We start from the raw sequence: 15,022 nt of genomic DNA, 5'->3' as shown, positions 1-15,022 counted from the left end.
AAGTCTGTCGCACGCATCGATGAACCGAATGTCGAGCCACGGTATTTGCGAGCCGCAGCAAGGACAGGCGACGACAAACGACCCGCAATCAACTTCTACGCTCGGAAACAATTTGTTGTCTATAAGGGCGCACGGCAGTTTTCCGTACTTCCCCATCGCAATATCGCCTCGCCAGCTCACGTTCGCTCCCCTCTCGCTATACAAATCAGGAAGAGCATGCACCGGCAGGCGTGTGCGAGATTGCATCGCCACGCGATCCGATCAAACAGCACGATCGTAAAAGACCGCCAAAGCCAAATTTCATCGTCGGTCGCACCCTGTCCGGCAAACTCAATATCGACGGGTATGTGCTTCAGATAACTCATGTCGGGCGCAAAACGAGGGTCCGGTCCGCCTTTATGAACAGGACCGTGCAGAACAAACCATCCGTTTTCGGGCTCGAACCGCTCAACAAACGCAAGGCCGAGCACCTTATAGCCCACCTCGGTTGCAAATATGACTCCGACTGGGACGTCACATTCCATGCAGTTGAGCATTTTACGGTTGTAATTCTGGTCTCGAAAACCAACGGTACCCGACGCTTGAACCGAGTACTTAATGACCCACGTACCATCGTCCAAATAGAGCGGAGGCACATTGTTGATGCTCTCGGTTTGCCGCTGGCGCGCTTGTACCCCGCTACCCCACTCCCCTGTATACTGATGTAGCACGTGTTTCATCCGGGCTTGTTGGACCGGGTCGTTCATGGGAGGGTCTTATGGCTGCTTCGAATCCGCCTAAGGGGAGCGTTTCTTCTTCGTCCATCAAGCCGGTTACGCGCAAGGCCGTGCGTTGCCAGCGCGAGGTCGCTTGGCTTGTCACGCAGGCGGCGGGCAGGCTTGTGGCGAGCACGGAGGACGTCAATGCTCCCACACCGAGCTTTGTGCTGGCAGCGGCGCTTGATCGAGTACGCCAGCTGGAATTCGCCGCGCAAGAAGACGGCAGCCACCTTGACTACCAGAACGCCATGGCGCCCGACCTGCAAACGTTCTGCCACATGGCCAAGTTGCCCGCCGCGCCCAATGCGCTTTCGGACGCAGGCTACATGTTTACGCTTTCGGGCGCGGACCTTATCCGCGACATCTACGCATACTGCAGCGAGCTCGCCGAGCGCAGCGTCTTTGGCACGGCAGAAATCAAACCGGGATATGTCATCAAGCTGGTTCTTAGGCTGTTCTTGATGGACGGGTTCGGGGCCATGCCGGCGTAAGCCGAGTCTTTAGCATCACCGTCGACTGGGCAACAACCGCTTTACCTTAGTGGGCGCCAATCGAGGGTCGATTATTGGGTCGCCTCGTCCACTAACGCATTTATTCCACGCGCTCTGACAGTCTATATTTGCGGTTGCGGCTTGTCGACGGCGCCGTCGGCTCAAGCTCACCCTGCTCAATGAGCGCATTGACGCGTGCCCTAACCTGGGAAACCGTGAGTCCCGTGCGCTCCGCCAGTTCGCGCGTCCCCAATTCGCCGTAGCGCTTGAGTGCCGTCATAATCAAGTCCCCGCCATGATCGACCGGCTCGATCTTTGGACGGTAAAGTACGACCTTGAACCGATCGAACCCCGGGCAGAACAGGGGCTCGGCCAGACCATGCGCGCGCATGGCATCGATCATCATCGGGATGCCCGAGCCATTGCCCTCAGCCGGCGAACCTGCGCCATCCGGCAGCGGGACAATCGACATGAGTTTCACGAGCGTCGCGTTACGGCATCGGGAGCTGCCGTCAAACAAGTTCTCGCGAGTCTTTCCCCCGTAAAGGCCGCCAGGATTCGTCACCTCGACACGATCGTCAAAGACGTCGACGGCAATCGATTGTCCACAGAACCGATCCCCGTATTCTCGATGGATTACGGCGTTGGCGATTGCCTCGCGCAGAACCTCCTCGGGAATCTCCAGCGAGTCGACACGCGAGACGCCTTGGACGGTCGAGGTTCGCCGCAAATTCTTGGCGACGGCCGCGACAGCATCCGAGATCATCTCGCCCAACGTTCCCTCACAGATTGTGCGGTCCATAAACCTTAGTGGCCCCGCAGCTCCCTTTTGAGTTCCCACGTGGACAGCCACATCAATGAAGAGCTTGGGATAGAACTGCTGAGGGTAAACGCCCGCGGCAAGGAGGCCGGCCTTGGTAACATTGCCCTGGAAGTCGAGGAAATTCAGACGCTCCATCTTTGTCTTCTTGTCCGCCGCACCGCGCATCGCTCGAGGCGTCAACGAATAGGCACGCTCTATCGTGCGGTCGACCAGCGACTCGTCGAGATCGCCCACACTCGTGCCGGGCACCGCATCGCGATCGCTAGGACTCGTCCGTTCATATGACGACAGTGCCAAAACCTCGGTCGACGAAAGCGGGACATCTTTGTCATCGATGCGTTTGTAGCTGCCACCTTGAGCGCCCCGCTCCATGACATAGCAAGGCTTGCTCGACGGGTCAAGCTCCTCAATCGCGATGACTAGAACCACGGTGCCCTGGAGCTCCACGCGCTCAATGGTGTATTTGGGCGGATTGGCCAGCTTTCCGCGACCGCCAGCATCGCCCATGCCCGCCACGAATTGGTTGAGCACTTTCTCGGTCTCAAAGTTTGCAACTGGGACAAAACCCGCGCGCTCGCTCACTCCGAGTACGATGATGCCGCCGGCGGTGTTTGCGAAAGCGCTGACCGTTTCCCATACGTCGCGGGAAAGCGTCGTGGCGCTCTCCTTGACCTCAACGTTAAGATCGTCCGAGCCCATGCGCCTTAAAGACTCGAGCAGACCGGTCAGTTCGTTTTCGTTCATCTGCACGTCCTTTCGCTCGGTTCTGCGAAGAATACCGCGAATAGATTTCCTTCGTCTCTCAGTTATCTCTCGTAATTATCTCTCATCTTTCTGTTATCTCTCATATTAGAGAGGAGTGAGAGATGAAAGATAAGATGTCTGTCATCTGTTTCATTTAAACATGTTTTCGCTGGTAAAACAATCTATATTGAGACAATACCATGGTTGTCTGTCTCTTTGCAGCATTGTTATCTCTCATATTTATCTCTCATCTTTCTGTTATCTCTCGTATTAGAGACGAATGAGATATGAGAGATGTGCGGGCGGCGGATGAGCGTGGATTTTGGACGGTCGGGAAATGAGGGTGGATATTTGGACGGTTTTTGGGCGTTTTGAGGCTGATTCCGTCCGAAAATCCACTCTCATTCGATAGGCGTCCAAGTTTCCACGCTCGTGCGGTGAACGCGCGGGGCCTTTGTCCAATCCGCTGGCATCGTCTTCAGTTCGTCGCAGAGCCGCGGCCCCATATGGGTATACTCTCGGGGATTCGACTCGATTCGCCCCCGCTGGGGCGTCAAAGGAGACTGCATATGCCCACCACCTCAACCGACCCGCGCGCCGCAGCCGCCGCGCTGCTGGCACCCGGCACCACCTGCCACGGCTTTGCCGTCGAGCGTTGCGAGACCGTGCCCGAGCTCGACTCGGACGCCTACGTGCTGCGCCACACCGCCTCGGGCGCTCGCCTGCTGTACCTGGCGTGCGACGACGAAAACAAAGCCTTTGCCATTGGCTTTAAGACGCCGCCGGCCGACTCCACCGGCGTGTTCCATATTCTTGAGCACTCGGTGCTGTGCGGATCGGCTAAGTTTCCCGTCAAGGAGCCGTTTGTCGACCTGATCAAGAGCTCCATGCAGACGTTCCTCAACGCCATGACCTACCCCGACAAGACCATCTACCCCGTTGCCACCACCAACGAGCAAGATCTGTACAACCTGATGGACGTGTACCTGGACGCGGTGTTCAACCCGGCCATCTATACCAAACCCACCATTTTTGAGCAGGAGGGCTGGCACTACGAGTTGGACCTGCCGGAGGGCGCCGAGGGCGAGGGCGATGGCAGCGCCGCGAGCCTGCACGAGGGCACGCTGCGCTATAACGGCGTGGTGTTCAACGAGATGAAGGGTGCGCTGTCCGACCCCATGAGCGTGCTGGACGACGCCGTCAACGCCGCGCTCTATCCCGACACCGCCTATGCGCATGAGAGCGGCGGCGATCCGCGCGCGATTCCCACGCTCACCTACGAGCAGTTCCTGGACACGCACGCGCGCCACTACAATCCTTCCAACTCCTACATCACGCTCTACGGCGACCTGGACGTGGACCGCGCGTTGGCCTTTTTGGACGAGCGCTATCTGTCGCAGCCGAGTGCCGCGAGCTGCCGCATGGACGCAGCCGTTGCCGCCGGCGAGGACCCGTCCATGCTGGCGCCCAATCCGCTGGTCGTGCAGGCACCCGTGACCTGCGAGTACAAACGCATCGAGATGTCCACCACACCCGAGAACGCCTTGGTGGGCCTGGGCCTTGTGCTGGGCAGCGCGCTCGACCGCAAGCGTACGATCGCGGCGGATATCCTGTTTGAGGCGCTGCTGGGTTCTAACGAGGCGCCAGTTAAGAAGGCCATTCTGGCCGCCGGCCTGGGCGGCAACGTGGTGAGCTATACCGCGGCCGAGAGCCTGCAGCCCTACGAGCTCATCATGCTGCAAAACGCGCAGCCCGGCGTGGCGCGCGAGCTGCGTCGCGTGTTCCAGGACGCCTGCCGCGACCTGTGCGAGCACGGCGTTCCGCGCGAGCGCCTGGAAGCTATCATCAGTAGCAACGAATACGACCTGCGCCAGCGCGACTACGGTATCGCTGACGGCGTGGCCATTGCGTGCGACGCGCTGAGCACCTGGCTCTACGATGACGATGCTGCAACGCTGGCGCTCAAGTACGGTCCGGTGTACGAGGAACTGCGCGGCGAGCTGGACGGCAGCTATTTTGAGGACCTGCTGCGCGAGCTCGTGCTGAAAAACGACCACATGGCGCTGGTCGAGCTGGTACCGGTGGATGCCGCCGAGGGTTCGGAGGGCGCCGGAGCCGCCGAGCTGGCAGCCAAACGCGACGCCATGACCGATGCCGAGCTGGCCGACGTGGTCGAGCGCACGGCCGCGCTGCGTGCCGCGCAGGAGGCGGAGGACACGCCCGAGGCCAAGGCCACGCTGCCGCGCCTGCGCGTGTCCGACATTGGCGAGGCGCGCCCCGAGCCGCCGCTGGTCGTAGACACGACCGCGCCCATCCCCTGCCTGCGCCACGGCATCCCCACCAACCGCCTGGCCTACGCCATGCAGTATTTCGACCTGAGCTGCGTCGCGTTTGAGGACCTGCCCTATGTAACGCTGCTCTGCCGCCTGCTCAAGCAGCTGCCCACGAGCGAGCACTCGGCCGAGGAACTCGACAACTTGCTCGCCGGCAAGCTGGGCTTTTTGAGCTTTACGACCGAGGTCATGACGCAGCCCGACGTGGACGGCGTGCGCCCCTACCTGCTGGTGAGCGCCGGCGCCCTGTCCGAGAAGATCGACGCGCTGGCGAGCCTGCCGCGCGAGGTGTGGTCGAGCACGCTTTTGCTCGATGCCGACGCCGACCGCGTGCGCGACGTGCTCACGCAGATTCGCATTGGGCTTGAGCAGGGCTTTATCAACAACGGTCACTCGGCGGCGCTCGGTCGCGCGATGAGCTACAGCTCGCCTTCGGCCGTGGTGCGCGAGCAGCTTTCGGGCGTGGACTTCTACCTGTTCCTGCGCGATCTGCTCGAGCACTTTGACGAGCGACTGGACAATCTGCGCGCCAAGCTTGCCGAGCTGGCAGACCGCATCTTTGTGGCCGACGGCTGCCTGGCGAGCTTTACCGGCAGCGATGAGGACTTTGACGCGTACTGGGATGCCGCGGGCGACCTGGGGCTTGGCGCGGGCGATGGTGCCGGCCGCGACGCGCTCGTGGTGCCGGCGCCGTGCGACCGCCACGAGGCTTTCGTGATCCCCAGCGACATCTGCTTTGCGGCAAGCGCGTGCGACCCGCGTCGCCTGGGCATTGACGTGACAGGCACTTGGGCCGTGGCTGCCAACGCGCTCTCCTACGACTACCTGTGGAACGAGATCCGCGTGAAGGGCGGGGCGTACGGCTGCGGATTCCGCGCGGCAGGTGAGCGTCAGGCGGCGTTCTACACCTACCGCGACCCGGCGATCGATCCTTCGATTGAGCGCGTGGAGCGCGCGGGTGCATGGCTTGGCAGCTTTGAGCCCGACGAAGCCGCCTTTGAGGGCTTTATCGTGAGCTGCGTGAGCGGCATGGACGCGCCGGTGAAGCCGTACGCGCTCACCAAGCGCCGCAACACGACCTACCTGGCCGGGCTCGATCCGCATGCGCGCGAGGAGCGTCGCGCCCAGATGCTCGCCGCCACGCCCGGTGAGCTGCGCTCGCTCGGCACCGACGTGACGCGCATCGCAGCCGAGTCGCCCACCTGCGTCTTTGGCGGCCGCGACGTCATCGCCAAGAGCAACGCCAACTTCAACGTAGTCGACCTGCTGGGCTAGCCACAGCAAGCAAAACCACCACAAAGGGGACAGGCACCTTTGTGGTGGTTTCGACATTTGCCCAGATAAAACCTGCCAAAATAAACCTGTCCCTTTTTGGTAGGTTTGGGAGAGGGGGCTGGAATGGATAAGGCTGAGTTGCGGCGGGCGGTGATTGCTCGGCGCGATGCTCTTGATTTGGACTTGCGGGCAGCGAAGTCTGCTGATATCTGTGCACGGCTGGTTGAGCTGCTGGGCCGCTTGGATGCCGCGGCGCCGCGCACCGTTGCCGTCTATGCCGCGATGGGTTCCGAGGCAGACCCTGCCGCGTTTGCCGCTGCGGCCGCCGCGCGCGGCTGGCGCGCAGCCTATCCGTGCATGCTCTCGGCAGCCGAAGCCGCAGCTTGTGGCCAGCGTATGTGCATGCGGGCAGTTGCCGCCGACGATGCGTCCGCGGCTCCGTTTATCACTCATCCCACGCGAGCCTTCGCTGCCGCGGACATCGGCAGCAACCGCTTCCCCATCGTGCCTGCCGAAGCACTCGACATGATTGTTGTGCCGCTCGTGGCCTTCGACCAAACCGGCGCGCGCCTGGGCTACGGCGGCGGCTGCTACGACCGTTACCTGTCCATGCTCTCGCCCGCATGTCAAATCGTCGGCATCGCCTTTGACGAACAGCGCATCGACCACGTCCCCACCGACGTCCACGACCTGCCGCTGCCCAACATCGTCAGCGCCTAAATGTCGTTGTATCGCACCCGCAAGATAAGCGTGGAAAAACTCCCACTTTGGGACTGTTCGGGGGCAAAAAACGGGAGATTATCCACGCTCATTATTCAAACGTCCGATAATCCACGCTCGTATGTCTGAAAATCCACGCTCAATCAACGCGCGTCCAGATTTCCGCGCTCGTGTGTCCGATTATCCGCGCTCGTGCAGCTTAACGCCCCGCAACCGCCTCAACATGCACGCGGCACGCCGGCAACTTTGAGCTTGCGATCGAGCTTTGCCGGATCCCTCAGATCATCCCAGCACAAGCGCACGATCCTGCAGTTATCAAGCAGCGAAAGCCTCGACTCGCGCTGGCGCTCATCAAACTGCGCCTTTGCGAGCTTGCCCTCCTCCGCTGCCTTCTCGCTTTTAACGAATCCGTCAAATTCCCCGATGATCAGCCGATCTTCCACGCGCCACAAGTAGTCGACGCGATACGGCCGTCCCGGCTCAACCGGGTCGAACAGCTCAATTTGCAGCTCCGGCGTCTGCCAGCCGCGCTCGATCATCAGGGCGCGCGCCTTGGACTCGCCACCGCTTTCCGACAGGCCATCGGCATACCTTGCAACCCTGCGCGCCGTCACAACACCGCGACGACTTAAGCCAAGCTTGTTGACTGCCTCAACGAGATGCTCCTTCGACAACAGCTGCTCATGAAGCGCCGAGTCCGCAATGATCAGTCCCTCGACAAACGATGCATCGACCAGGCAATCCGTAATCGTTTGATCGATATCGGTCACGGCAATGTCCATCTGGGTGGCCCGTGTTTGACGAACATAACGATGGCGAACGACCTGAGAGCCCGGCGTCGTTGATTGTGCCGGTGCCACGGCGATATGGATGTGCGTCAAATCGGCATGCGAAACCGAAAGGCCATAGATAACAGCCGCCGTATAGGAGCAAAACGTCCAGTCGGGATGCTTTTGCGCAAGGGCCCGCACCCGATGCAGATAACGCTGTCGAAACTTGAGTTCGGACCAATATTCCGGACGCGCATACAGCCCTGGCATGACCGCCTCTAGACTTCCCGCCGCCACCCGTCGCTCAATCTGCTTTGCCTCCGCCGCAGTTCGCGCGTACACGCAGCTCATCTGCTGTTCGCATGCCTTAATGTGACCTGCAAGTCTTTGATTCGCCGTCATGTTTGCCATGTCGCCTCCAAACTCTTGGAACGGCGCCAACGTACCAGACGGTTTCATGCGAAGTCTGACCAAATGCTGTCCAGCAGCTGACCAAATGCTTGACGGTTTTGGACGTTTTAGGCCAATGCTCTATATCTGCAGGTAGAGCGGTTGTCCAGAGGTCCCTGTCTCCACATCTTTATGCCTCAAAAGCCGTCGATTTCCTTAAAAGAAAATATGCTGTGGCTCGAAACCACCTAGTTTGCGATGCTGTCCGTAAACACTCGACGCGTGGTGCTGCCGCCTACGACAGCCGCAGAAAAATCGAGCGTGGAAAATCTCCCACTTTGGGCCTGTTCCTCGACCAAAAGTGGGAGATTATCCACGCTCATTCAACATGCGTCCGATTATCCACGCTCGTCGCGTAGCGGCCACGGTAACCGCCGCAGCCACAGCCACGACAGCGGCCTAGTGCTCCTCGCCGGCGCGAGCCAGGTCGTAGGGCGTGGTCTGGTAGACGTAGTAGTTGAGCCAGTTGGTGTAGAGCAGCTGAGCCTGGCTGCGCCAGACGTTGCGCGGCTCGGCGGTGGGGTCGTCGTTCGGGAAGTAATGCGCCGGCACCTGAGGGTTGAGGCCGCGCTTCACGTCGCGCTCGTACTCCAGACGCAGCGTGTCGGTATCGTACTCGGGATGGCCAAAGACAAAGAAGCGACGGCTGTCGGTCGACTTGACGATGTACAGGCCCACCTCGTCGGACACGGCCACGACCTCAAGCTGCGGCTCGGCCTCCACGTCCTCGCGGCGCACATCGGTGTTGCGCGAATGCACGGCATAGAAACGGTCGTCAAAGCCGCGGACCAGCGGGCTTTGCGGCTTCACCAGATAATGCTCGAACACGCCGCTCGCCTTTGCCGGCAGATCGTACTTCTGGATACCGTAATGATGGTACAGACCGGCCTGCGCGCCCCAACAAATGTGCAGCGTAGAGTGCACGTGCGTGGTGGACCAATCCATGATCTGGCAGAGCTCGGGCCAGTAGTCGACCTCCTCGAACGGCATCTGCTCCACGGGCGCGCCCGTGATAATCAGGCCGTCGTAGTGGATGTCGCGGATGTCGTCGAACGTGCGGTAGAACGTCTCCAGGTGGCCGGCGCTCACGTGCGTGGCCTCGTGCGTTTTGGTGCGCAGCAGGTCCACCTCCACCTGCAGCGGCGTGTTGGAGAGCTTGCGCATGATCTGCGTCTCGGTGGCGATCTTGGTGGGCATGAGGTTGAGGATGAGCACGCGCAGCGGACGGATGTCCTGGTGCAGCGCGCGGTACTCGGTCATGACAAAGATGTTCTCGCTCTCGAGCTGCGCGGCGGCAGGGAGGGCGTCGGGGATGCGAATGGGCATGGATGCTCCTTACGAGTCAGTTGCAGCTATGGTACAACGACCGGCCCCATCCGCGCGAGCACATCGCCCAGCGATGCCGTCAGCGGCCCAAATCACTCCAAAAGTAGAGATTACGGCATGTCCCAAAATCTGTGGCGCTTTAGCCTAGCAAAGTGGCAACAGGACGCTACAATGGTTCGACGCGAAAAACTCGGCCGAAAGGATACATATATGTACCAGACGCGTAAGATCGGGGTGGTCGGCCAGGGCCACGTAGGAGCACATGTCGCCAACAGCCTGCTCATGCAGGGCATTGCCGATGAGCTGTACCTATGCGATATCAACGAGGCCAAGGTGACGTCCGAGGTCCAGGACCTGCGCGACTCCCTTTCGTTTGTCCCGTACAACACCAAGATCGTCAACTGCTACGACCACTACGAGGAGCTGGCCTGCTGCGACGTCATCGTCAACGCCGCCGGCAAGGTCGCGCTGGCCGCCAGCAACCGCGACGGCGAGCTGTTCTTTACCACCGACGCCGCCCGCACCTTTGCCAAGCGCATCGTCGACGCCGGCTTTGACGGCATCTTCGTGAGCATCTCCAACCCCTGCGACGTCGTGTGCACCGAGCTGTGGCACCTGACCGGCTACGATCCCAAGAAGATCATCGGCTCGGGCTGCGGTCTGGATTCCGCCCGCCTGCGCACCGAGATCTCCAAGAAGGTCGGCGTGAGCCCCAAGTCCATCGACGCCTACATGATCGGCGAGCACGGCTTTAGCCAGCTTGCCGCCTTTAAGGCCGCAACCATCGCCGGCAAGAGTCTCACCGAGCTTCAGGCCGAAAACCCCGACAAGTACGCCTTTGACCACATGGAGGTCGAGGAGCTCGCGCGTAAGGGCGGCTATGTGACCTACCAGGGCAAGCAGTGCACCGAGTACGCCGTCGCCAACTCCGCCGCGCGCGTCTGCGCTGCCGTTCTGCACAACGAGCACGCCGTGCTTTCCGCCTCCACGCTCATGACCGGCCAGTATGGCGAGGAGGGCATCTTTACCTCCCTGCCGTGCGTGATCGGTGCCGAGGGCGTCGAGGAGGTCTACACGCTCGACCTGTCCGAGTACGAGCTCGAGGGCTTCCACAAGAGCTGCCGGCACATCCGCGACAACATCTCCCAGCTCGACTGGTGGGACGCCGAGGCGTACGACGCAAAGTAAGCGTCGGTTGCCGCGACACCTCGCGAATCTAAGCGCGATACCAAGCGGGCCGCGCCGGAAACCCCCGGCGCGGCCCGCTTTTTTGACTCGCGCTGCGCCCTTGCGAATCGAAGGTGAATGGTTTTCCCGTTACCTAGTACTGCTCGATGCCCATGTAGCGACGAACCTCGGGGCTGTGGTCGAACACCTTGCCGCGGGCGGCGCGCAGCTCGCAGCTCATGTTGTAGAAGAAGATCGGCTCCAGGTACGAACGCACGCTGGCAGGCACGTCGCCCACGCCGTACTCGAGTGCGTCGAGCACCATGACCGTATCGGTGTGCGTGTTGAGGAACGCCAGCGCGCGCTCCTCCATGGGGCGGCACTCGCCCGATCCGAGCTGTACAAAGTAGAACACGCCGGGCTCGGTAGCCTCGAACGGGCCGTGGAAGTACTCGCCGGAGTGGATGTAGCAGCAGTGCTGCCACTGCATCTCCATGAGCGAGCAGATGGCCATGGCGTAGGTCTGGCTAAAGTTGGGGCCGGATCCCAGGATGTAGAAGAACTCGTGCTGCTGGCAGAGCTCGGCAAAGCGATCGCCCAGCTCGGCGTTGACCTTCTCGCGGGCAGCGGGCAGCAGCGCATCCATCTGCTTAAGGCCGGCGTACATGTCGGCAAGCGCCTCGTAACCCTCCTGCTGGTGGAGCAGTTCGGCGGCGATCAGAGCGCCGATGCCCTGCGGCACCTCGGCCTGCGACACGCCCTCGCCCCAAGGGTAGACCCAGGTGGTCCACTTGCCGTTGTCGATCTTTGAGCCCTCGCAGTCGGTGAGGGCAACGACCTCGGCGCCGGCTGCCAGCGCCATCTCGCAACCGTCGACGACCTCCTGCGTATTGCCGCTGTGGCTGCAGGCGATGACGAGTGACTTCTCGCCAAGACTCTTGGGGGCCATCAGGCAAAACTCGCGCGCCGTGTAAACCGTCGAGGTAAACGTGGTCGCCTCGCGCTTGAGCAGCTCGTTGGCCGGCATCAGGTCGATCATCGAACCGCCGCAGGCGATCCAAAAGACATTCTCGACCTTGCCGTTGCGCTCGATAATTTCCTGAATCAGATCATGTGCGTTCATGCTGATGCTCCTCCTTGTGTGGTGGCTTTTGGTGACGGCTGCTCGTACCTGCGGTCGTTCTATGTTGTCCTATTTATAGCACGCAAGCTGTCGTGGGTGAAGTCATTTCGCCAAACTTGTTCTATGTTGTTCTATCTGTGGACGTTAGATGTCAAACACGTAGCGCGAGCCAACGATCTTTTGACGACCGAGCAGTAGGGGCCGCTCGTCCGCATCGGTAAAGTACGCCTCCATATAAAAGAGCGGCTCGCCGACCGGCACCTCCAGCAGCGGGGCCGCCTGAGCATCGGCAAGCGCAATCTCCACGGTGCAGGGATCGGACTTGAGCGGCGCGCGGCCCGAATGCTCTGCAACGAGCGCAAAGATCGAGTTATCGGCGAGGTCTTTATCGGCAAGCGTCTGCAGGTAGGGATGGTCGGCGAGCACAAAGGCGTTGTTCTCGAGCATGACGGGCACGCCGTCGGCCGTGCGCACGCGCTCGACCACGATAAGCTCACAGCCGGGTTCCACCCCAAAAAACGCCGCATCCTCGTGCGTCGCTGCGACCACCGTGCGCGACACCAGACGCGCACCCGGCACCATGTCGTTGGCAGCACAACCCTCGGTAAAGCTCTGGACGTCACCCTTCTGGCGAATCTTGCGCTTGAGCTTGGGAGCGCACACAAAGGTACCCCTCCCCTGCTGGCGGCTGAGATACCCCGCACGCGACAGCTCCTCGATGGCGCGGCGCACGGTGATGCGTCCCACGCCGTAGGACTTCGCGAGCTCCATCTCGGAAGGAATACGCGAGCCGGCCGCGTACACGCCGCGCGCGATCTCGCCCTTTAGGTCGTCCATAACCTGCTGGTACAGCGGCACGGCGGATACGCCAGCGCGGTCGGTTTTATCGTCGGTTGCCATCGTTACGCTCCATCCCGCGCATGCTCGGACTCAAACTCTTCAATCGCCGCCATAAACTGCTCGCCAAAGGCGTCGGCCTTTTTCTCGCCGATGCCGTTGACCTGGATAAGCTCGTCGCGCGTCTGCGGGCGCAGGCGGCACAGGCCGCGCAGGGCCTTGTCGGAAAAGACCATGTACGGCGCCATCTCGAGCTCGGTCGAGATTTCCTTGCGCAGGGCGCGCAGGCGCTCGAACAGCTCGGCATCGTCGCCAACGCGCGGGCGCTGATCCAGCTCGGCCTCCTCGCGCAGCAGATCCACCGCACGGCGGGCGCGTGCCGAGGCCTTGCGCTTGGACGCGCGGCGCTTAACGGTAAAGGCAAACGCCTCGTCCTCGACCTCGCCGGCACGCGGTCCCAGACCCACGACCGGGTATTGCCCCTGCGAGGTGGCCAAATAACCGCGGCCGCACAGCTGGCCGATGATGTCCTTGATGCGCCCGACCGATTCGCTCGACAGCTCACCGTAGCCGCGGTCCTCGTCCAGATGCATCTGGCGAATGCGCTCGGTGTTGCCGCCGTGAAGCACATCGGCAATGAGCGACTTGCCAAAGCGCATGGGTCGCGTGGCCACATAGCGCACGGCAGCGCGGGCCATATCGGTGACGTCCTCGACCTCGAACTGCGTGAGGCAGTTGCTGCAGTTGCCGCAGCCCTCGGCTTCGTCCGTGGCGGTGCCGCCCGCGGCGGCTGTCGCATGCTCGGCCGCGGCCTCGTCGCCAAAGTAGCGCAGCATGTATTCGCGCAGGCAGCCGGTGGTGTTGCAGTAGCCTTCCATCTGGCTGAGCAGGCGGTAACGGTTCTGGAGCGCCCACGCGCGCTGCTCGTCGTCGAGCGCCTCGTCGGCAGCATCACCGCGGTCGATCAAAAAGCGGCGCATACGGAAATCGTTGCCGTTCCACAGCAGGTGGCAGCTTGCCGGATCGCCATCGCGGCCGGCGCGGCCCGCCTCCTGGTAGTAGGCCTCGATGCTCTCGGGCACGTTGTTGTGAATCACGTAGCGCACGTTGGGCTTGTCGATGCCCATGCCAAAGGCGTTGGTGGCAACCATCACCTGAATATCGTCGTCGATAAAGGCGCGCTGGCTTTGGCGGCGGGCGTCGTTGCCCATGCCGGCATGGTAGCGACCAACGCGAATGCCGCTGGGGCCCAGAGCCTCGGTAAGCTCTCCTGCCAGCGCATCGACGGCCTTGCGGGTCGAGCAATACACGATGCCGCTCTCGCTCGAATGCGCAATCACATAGTCGCGCACCCACGCGGTCTTAGCCTTGTCGCCCATCTCCTCGCAGCCAAAGTAGAGGTTCTTGCGATCGAAGCCCGTCACCACCGTCGCCGGGTTTTGCAGGCCGAGCATCTGCTGAATGTCCGCACGCACGCGCTCAGTCGCTGTAGCAGTAAAGGCCGCCACGATGGGGCGCTGCGGCAGGGAATCGATGAACTCGCGAATCTGCAGGTAGGCGGGGCGGAAATCCTGGCCCCACTGGCTTACGCAGTGGGCCTCGTCAATGGCCACGAGCGGCACGCCGATGCCGCCGTCCGCCGCGGCCTCCTGCGCAAAGGCTAAAAAGCGCGGCTCGAGCAGGCGCTCGGGCGCCACGTACATAAGCTGGTAGCGGCCCTCGCGTGCGCGCTTGAGCACGGTGTTTTGCTGGGCCGGAGTAAGGCTGGAGTTGAGATAGCTGGGTCGCGCGCCCGCCGCGAGCAACGCACGGGTCTGGTCCTCCATAAGCGACAGCAGCGGGCTCACCACAAAGGTAATGCCGGGCAGCATGAGCGCGGGCACCTGGTAGCAAATGGACTTGCCGGCGCCTGTGGGCATAACGCCCAGCGCATCGCGACCGGCAAGGATCGCATCGACCATGCGGTCCTGCCCCGGGCGAAACGAGGTGTAGCCAAAATAGGCGCCGAGCGTGTCGAGCGCCATCTGCTGCATGCTATCGGTCATGGTTTCCTAACGTCCAAGTCATCTGCCGCCGATTATACGCCGCCATGCGGACCGGTGCCGCACGGTTGCCGGCCACGCTCATTCTGAGGGCAGTCATTGGGGACGTTCTTAAATGACTAGTCGTTTAAGAACGTCCATTACAGTCGAAATTGTCAGCCCG

Annotated in this window: 11 protein-coding genes; 4 read left to right on the top strand and 7 right to left on the bottom strand. The window is 61.6% G+C overall.

Annotated features, from left to right (window positions below; all coding sequences use genetic code 11):
• Positions 1–176: 176 nt before the first annotated feature.
• Positions 177–746 carry a hypothetical protein gene (locus DW171_RS05690; protein ID WP_117839824.1) on the bottom strand — a complete coding sequence of 190 codons (570 nt, stop codon included), beginning with the start codon at positions 744–746 and terminating at the stop codon, positions 177–179.
• A gap of 11 nt (positions 747–757) precedes the next feature.
• Here DW171_RS05690 and DW171_RS05685 point away from each other — a divergent pair, with 11 nt between their 5' ends.
• The gene (locus DW171_RS05685; protein WP_117648206.1) at positions 758–1,249 is read left to right on the top strand and encodes a hypothetical protein; all 492 of its coding nucleotides are present in this window, start codon (positions 758–760) and stop codon (positions 1,247–1,249) included.
• Positions 1,250–1,349: 100 nt separating this feature from the next.
• Here the strand turns inward: DW171_RS05685 and DW171_RS05680 are convergent, their stop codons facing one another.
• Complete coding sequence (locus DW171_RS05680; protein ID WP_117645965.1) at positions 1,350–2,816, bottom strand: ATP-binding protein; 1,467 nt, start codon at positions 2,814–2,816, stop codon at positions 1,350–1,352.
• 569 nt (positions 2,817–3,385) lie between these two features.
• Between DW171_RS05680 and DW171_RS05675 the strand changes: the two genes are divergently transcribed.
• Complete coding sequence (locus DW171_RS05675) at positions 3,386–6,424, top strand: insulinase family protein (RefSeq protein ID WP_118270689.1); 3,039 nt, start codon at positions 3,386–3,388, stop codon at positions 6,422–6,424.
• A 123-nt stretch (positions 6,425–6,547) separates the two neighbouring features.
• A complete protein-coding gene (locus DW171_RS05670; protein WP_055250581.1) occupies positions 6,548–7,144 on the top strand; it encodes a 5-formyltetrahydrofolate cyclo-ligase in 597 nt (198 codons plus the stop codon).
• 218 nt (positions 7,145–7,362) lie between these two features.
• Here DW171_RS05670 and DW171_RS10070 read toward each other — a convergent pair whose 3' ends face one another.
• Together DW171_RS10070 and metA are read right to left on the bottom strand one after the other, a co-directional pair.
• Positions 7,363–8,325, bottom strand: coding sequence for a hypothetical protein (locus DW171_RS10070; protein WP_147357344.1), 963 nt, complete (start codon positions 8,323–8,325; stop codon positions 7,363–7,365).
• A 438-nt stretch (positions 8,326–8,763) separates the two neighbouring features.
• Positions 8,764–9,690: a homoserine O-succinyltransferase gene (metA, locus tag DW171_RS05660; RefSeq protein ID WP_055250586.1), complete on the bottom strand. Its 927-nt coding sequence runs from the start codon at positions 9,688–9,690 to the stop codon at positions 8,764–8,766.
• Positions 9,691–9,900: 210 nt separating this feature from the next.
• Between metA and DW171_RS05655 the strand changes: the two genes are divergently transcribed.
• A complete protein-coding gene (locus DW171_RS05655) occupies positions 9,901–10,878 on the top strand; it encodes an L-lactate dehydrogenase (protein WP_118270687.1) in 978 nt (325 codons plus the stop codon).
• Between the two features lie 133 nt (positions 10,879–11,011).
• Here the strand turns inward: DW171_RS05655 and DW171_RS05650 are convergent, their stop codons facing one another.
• From DW171_RS05650 to DW171_RS05640, 3 genes are all read right to left on the bottom strand, one after another.
• Positions 11,012–11,980 carry an SIS domain-containing protein gene (locus tag DW171_RS05650; RefSeq protein ID WP_118270686.1) on the bottom strand — a complete coding sequence of 323 codons (969 nt, stop codon included), beginning with the start codon at positions 11,978–11,980 and terminating at the stop codon, positions 11,012–11,014.
• 144 nt (positions 11,981–12,124) lie between these two features.
• On the bottom strand, positions 12,125–12,880 hold the full coding sequence (locus DW171_RS05645) for a GntR family transcriptional regulator (RefSeq protein WP_118270685.1): 756 nt from the start codon (positions 12,878–12,880) through the stop codon (positions 12,125–12,127).
• Positions 12,881–12,882: 2 nt separating this feature from the next.
• The gene (locus DW171_RS05640; RefSeq protein WP_118270684.1) at positions 12,883–14,862 is read right to left on the bottom strand and encodes an ATP-dependent DNA helicase RecQ; all 1,980 of its coding nucleotides are present in this window, start codon (positions 14,860–14,862) and stop codon (positions 12,883–12,885) included.
• Positions 14,863–15,022 lie beyond the last annotated feature (160 nt).

The organism is Collinsella sp. AM15-2, from assembly GCF_003471985.1.
In the GTDB taxonomy this organism is placed as follows: domain Bacteria; phylum Actinomycetota; class Coriobacteriia; order Coriobacteriales; family Coriobacteriaceae; genus Collinsella.
Note: the sequence above shows the minus strand (reverse complement) of the source record. Positions and strands in the feature narration are given on the sequence as shown.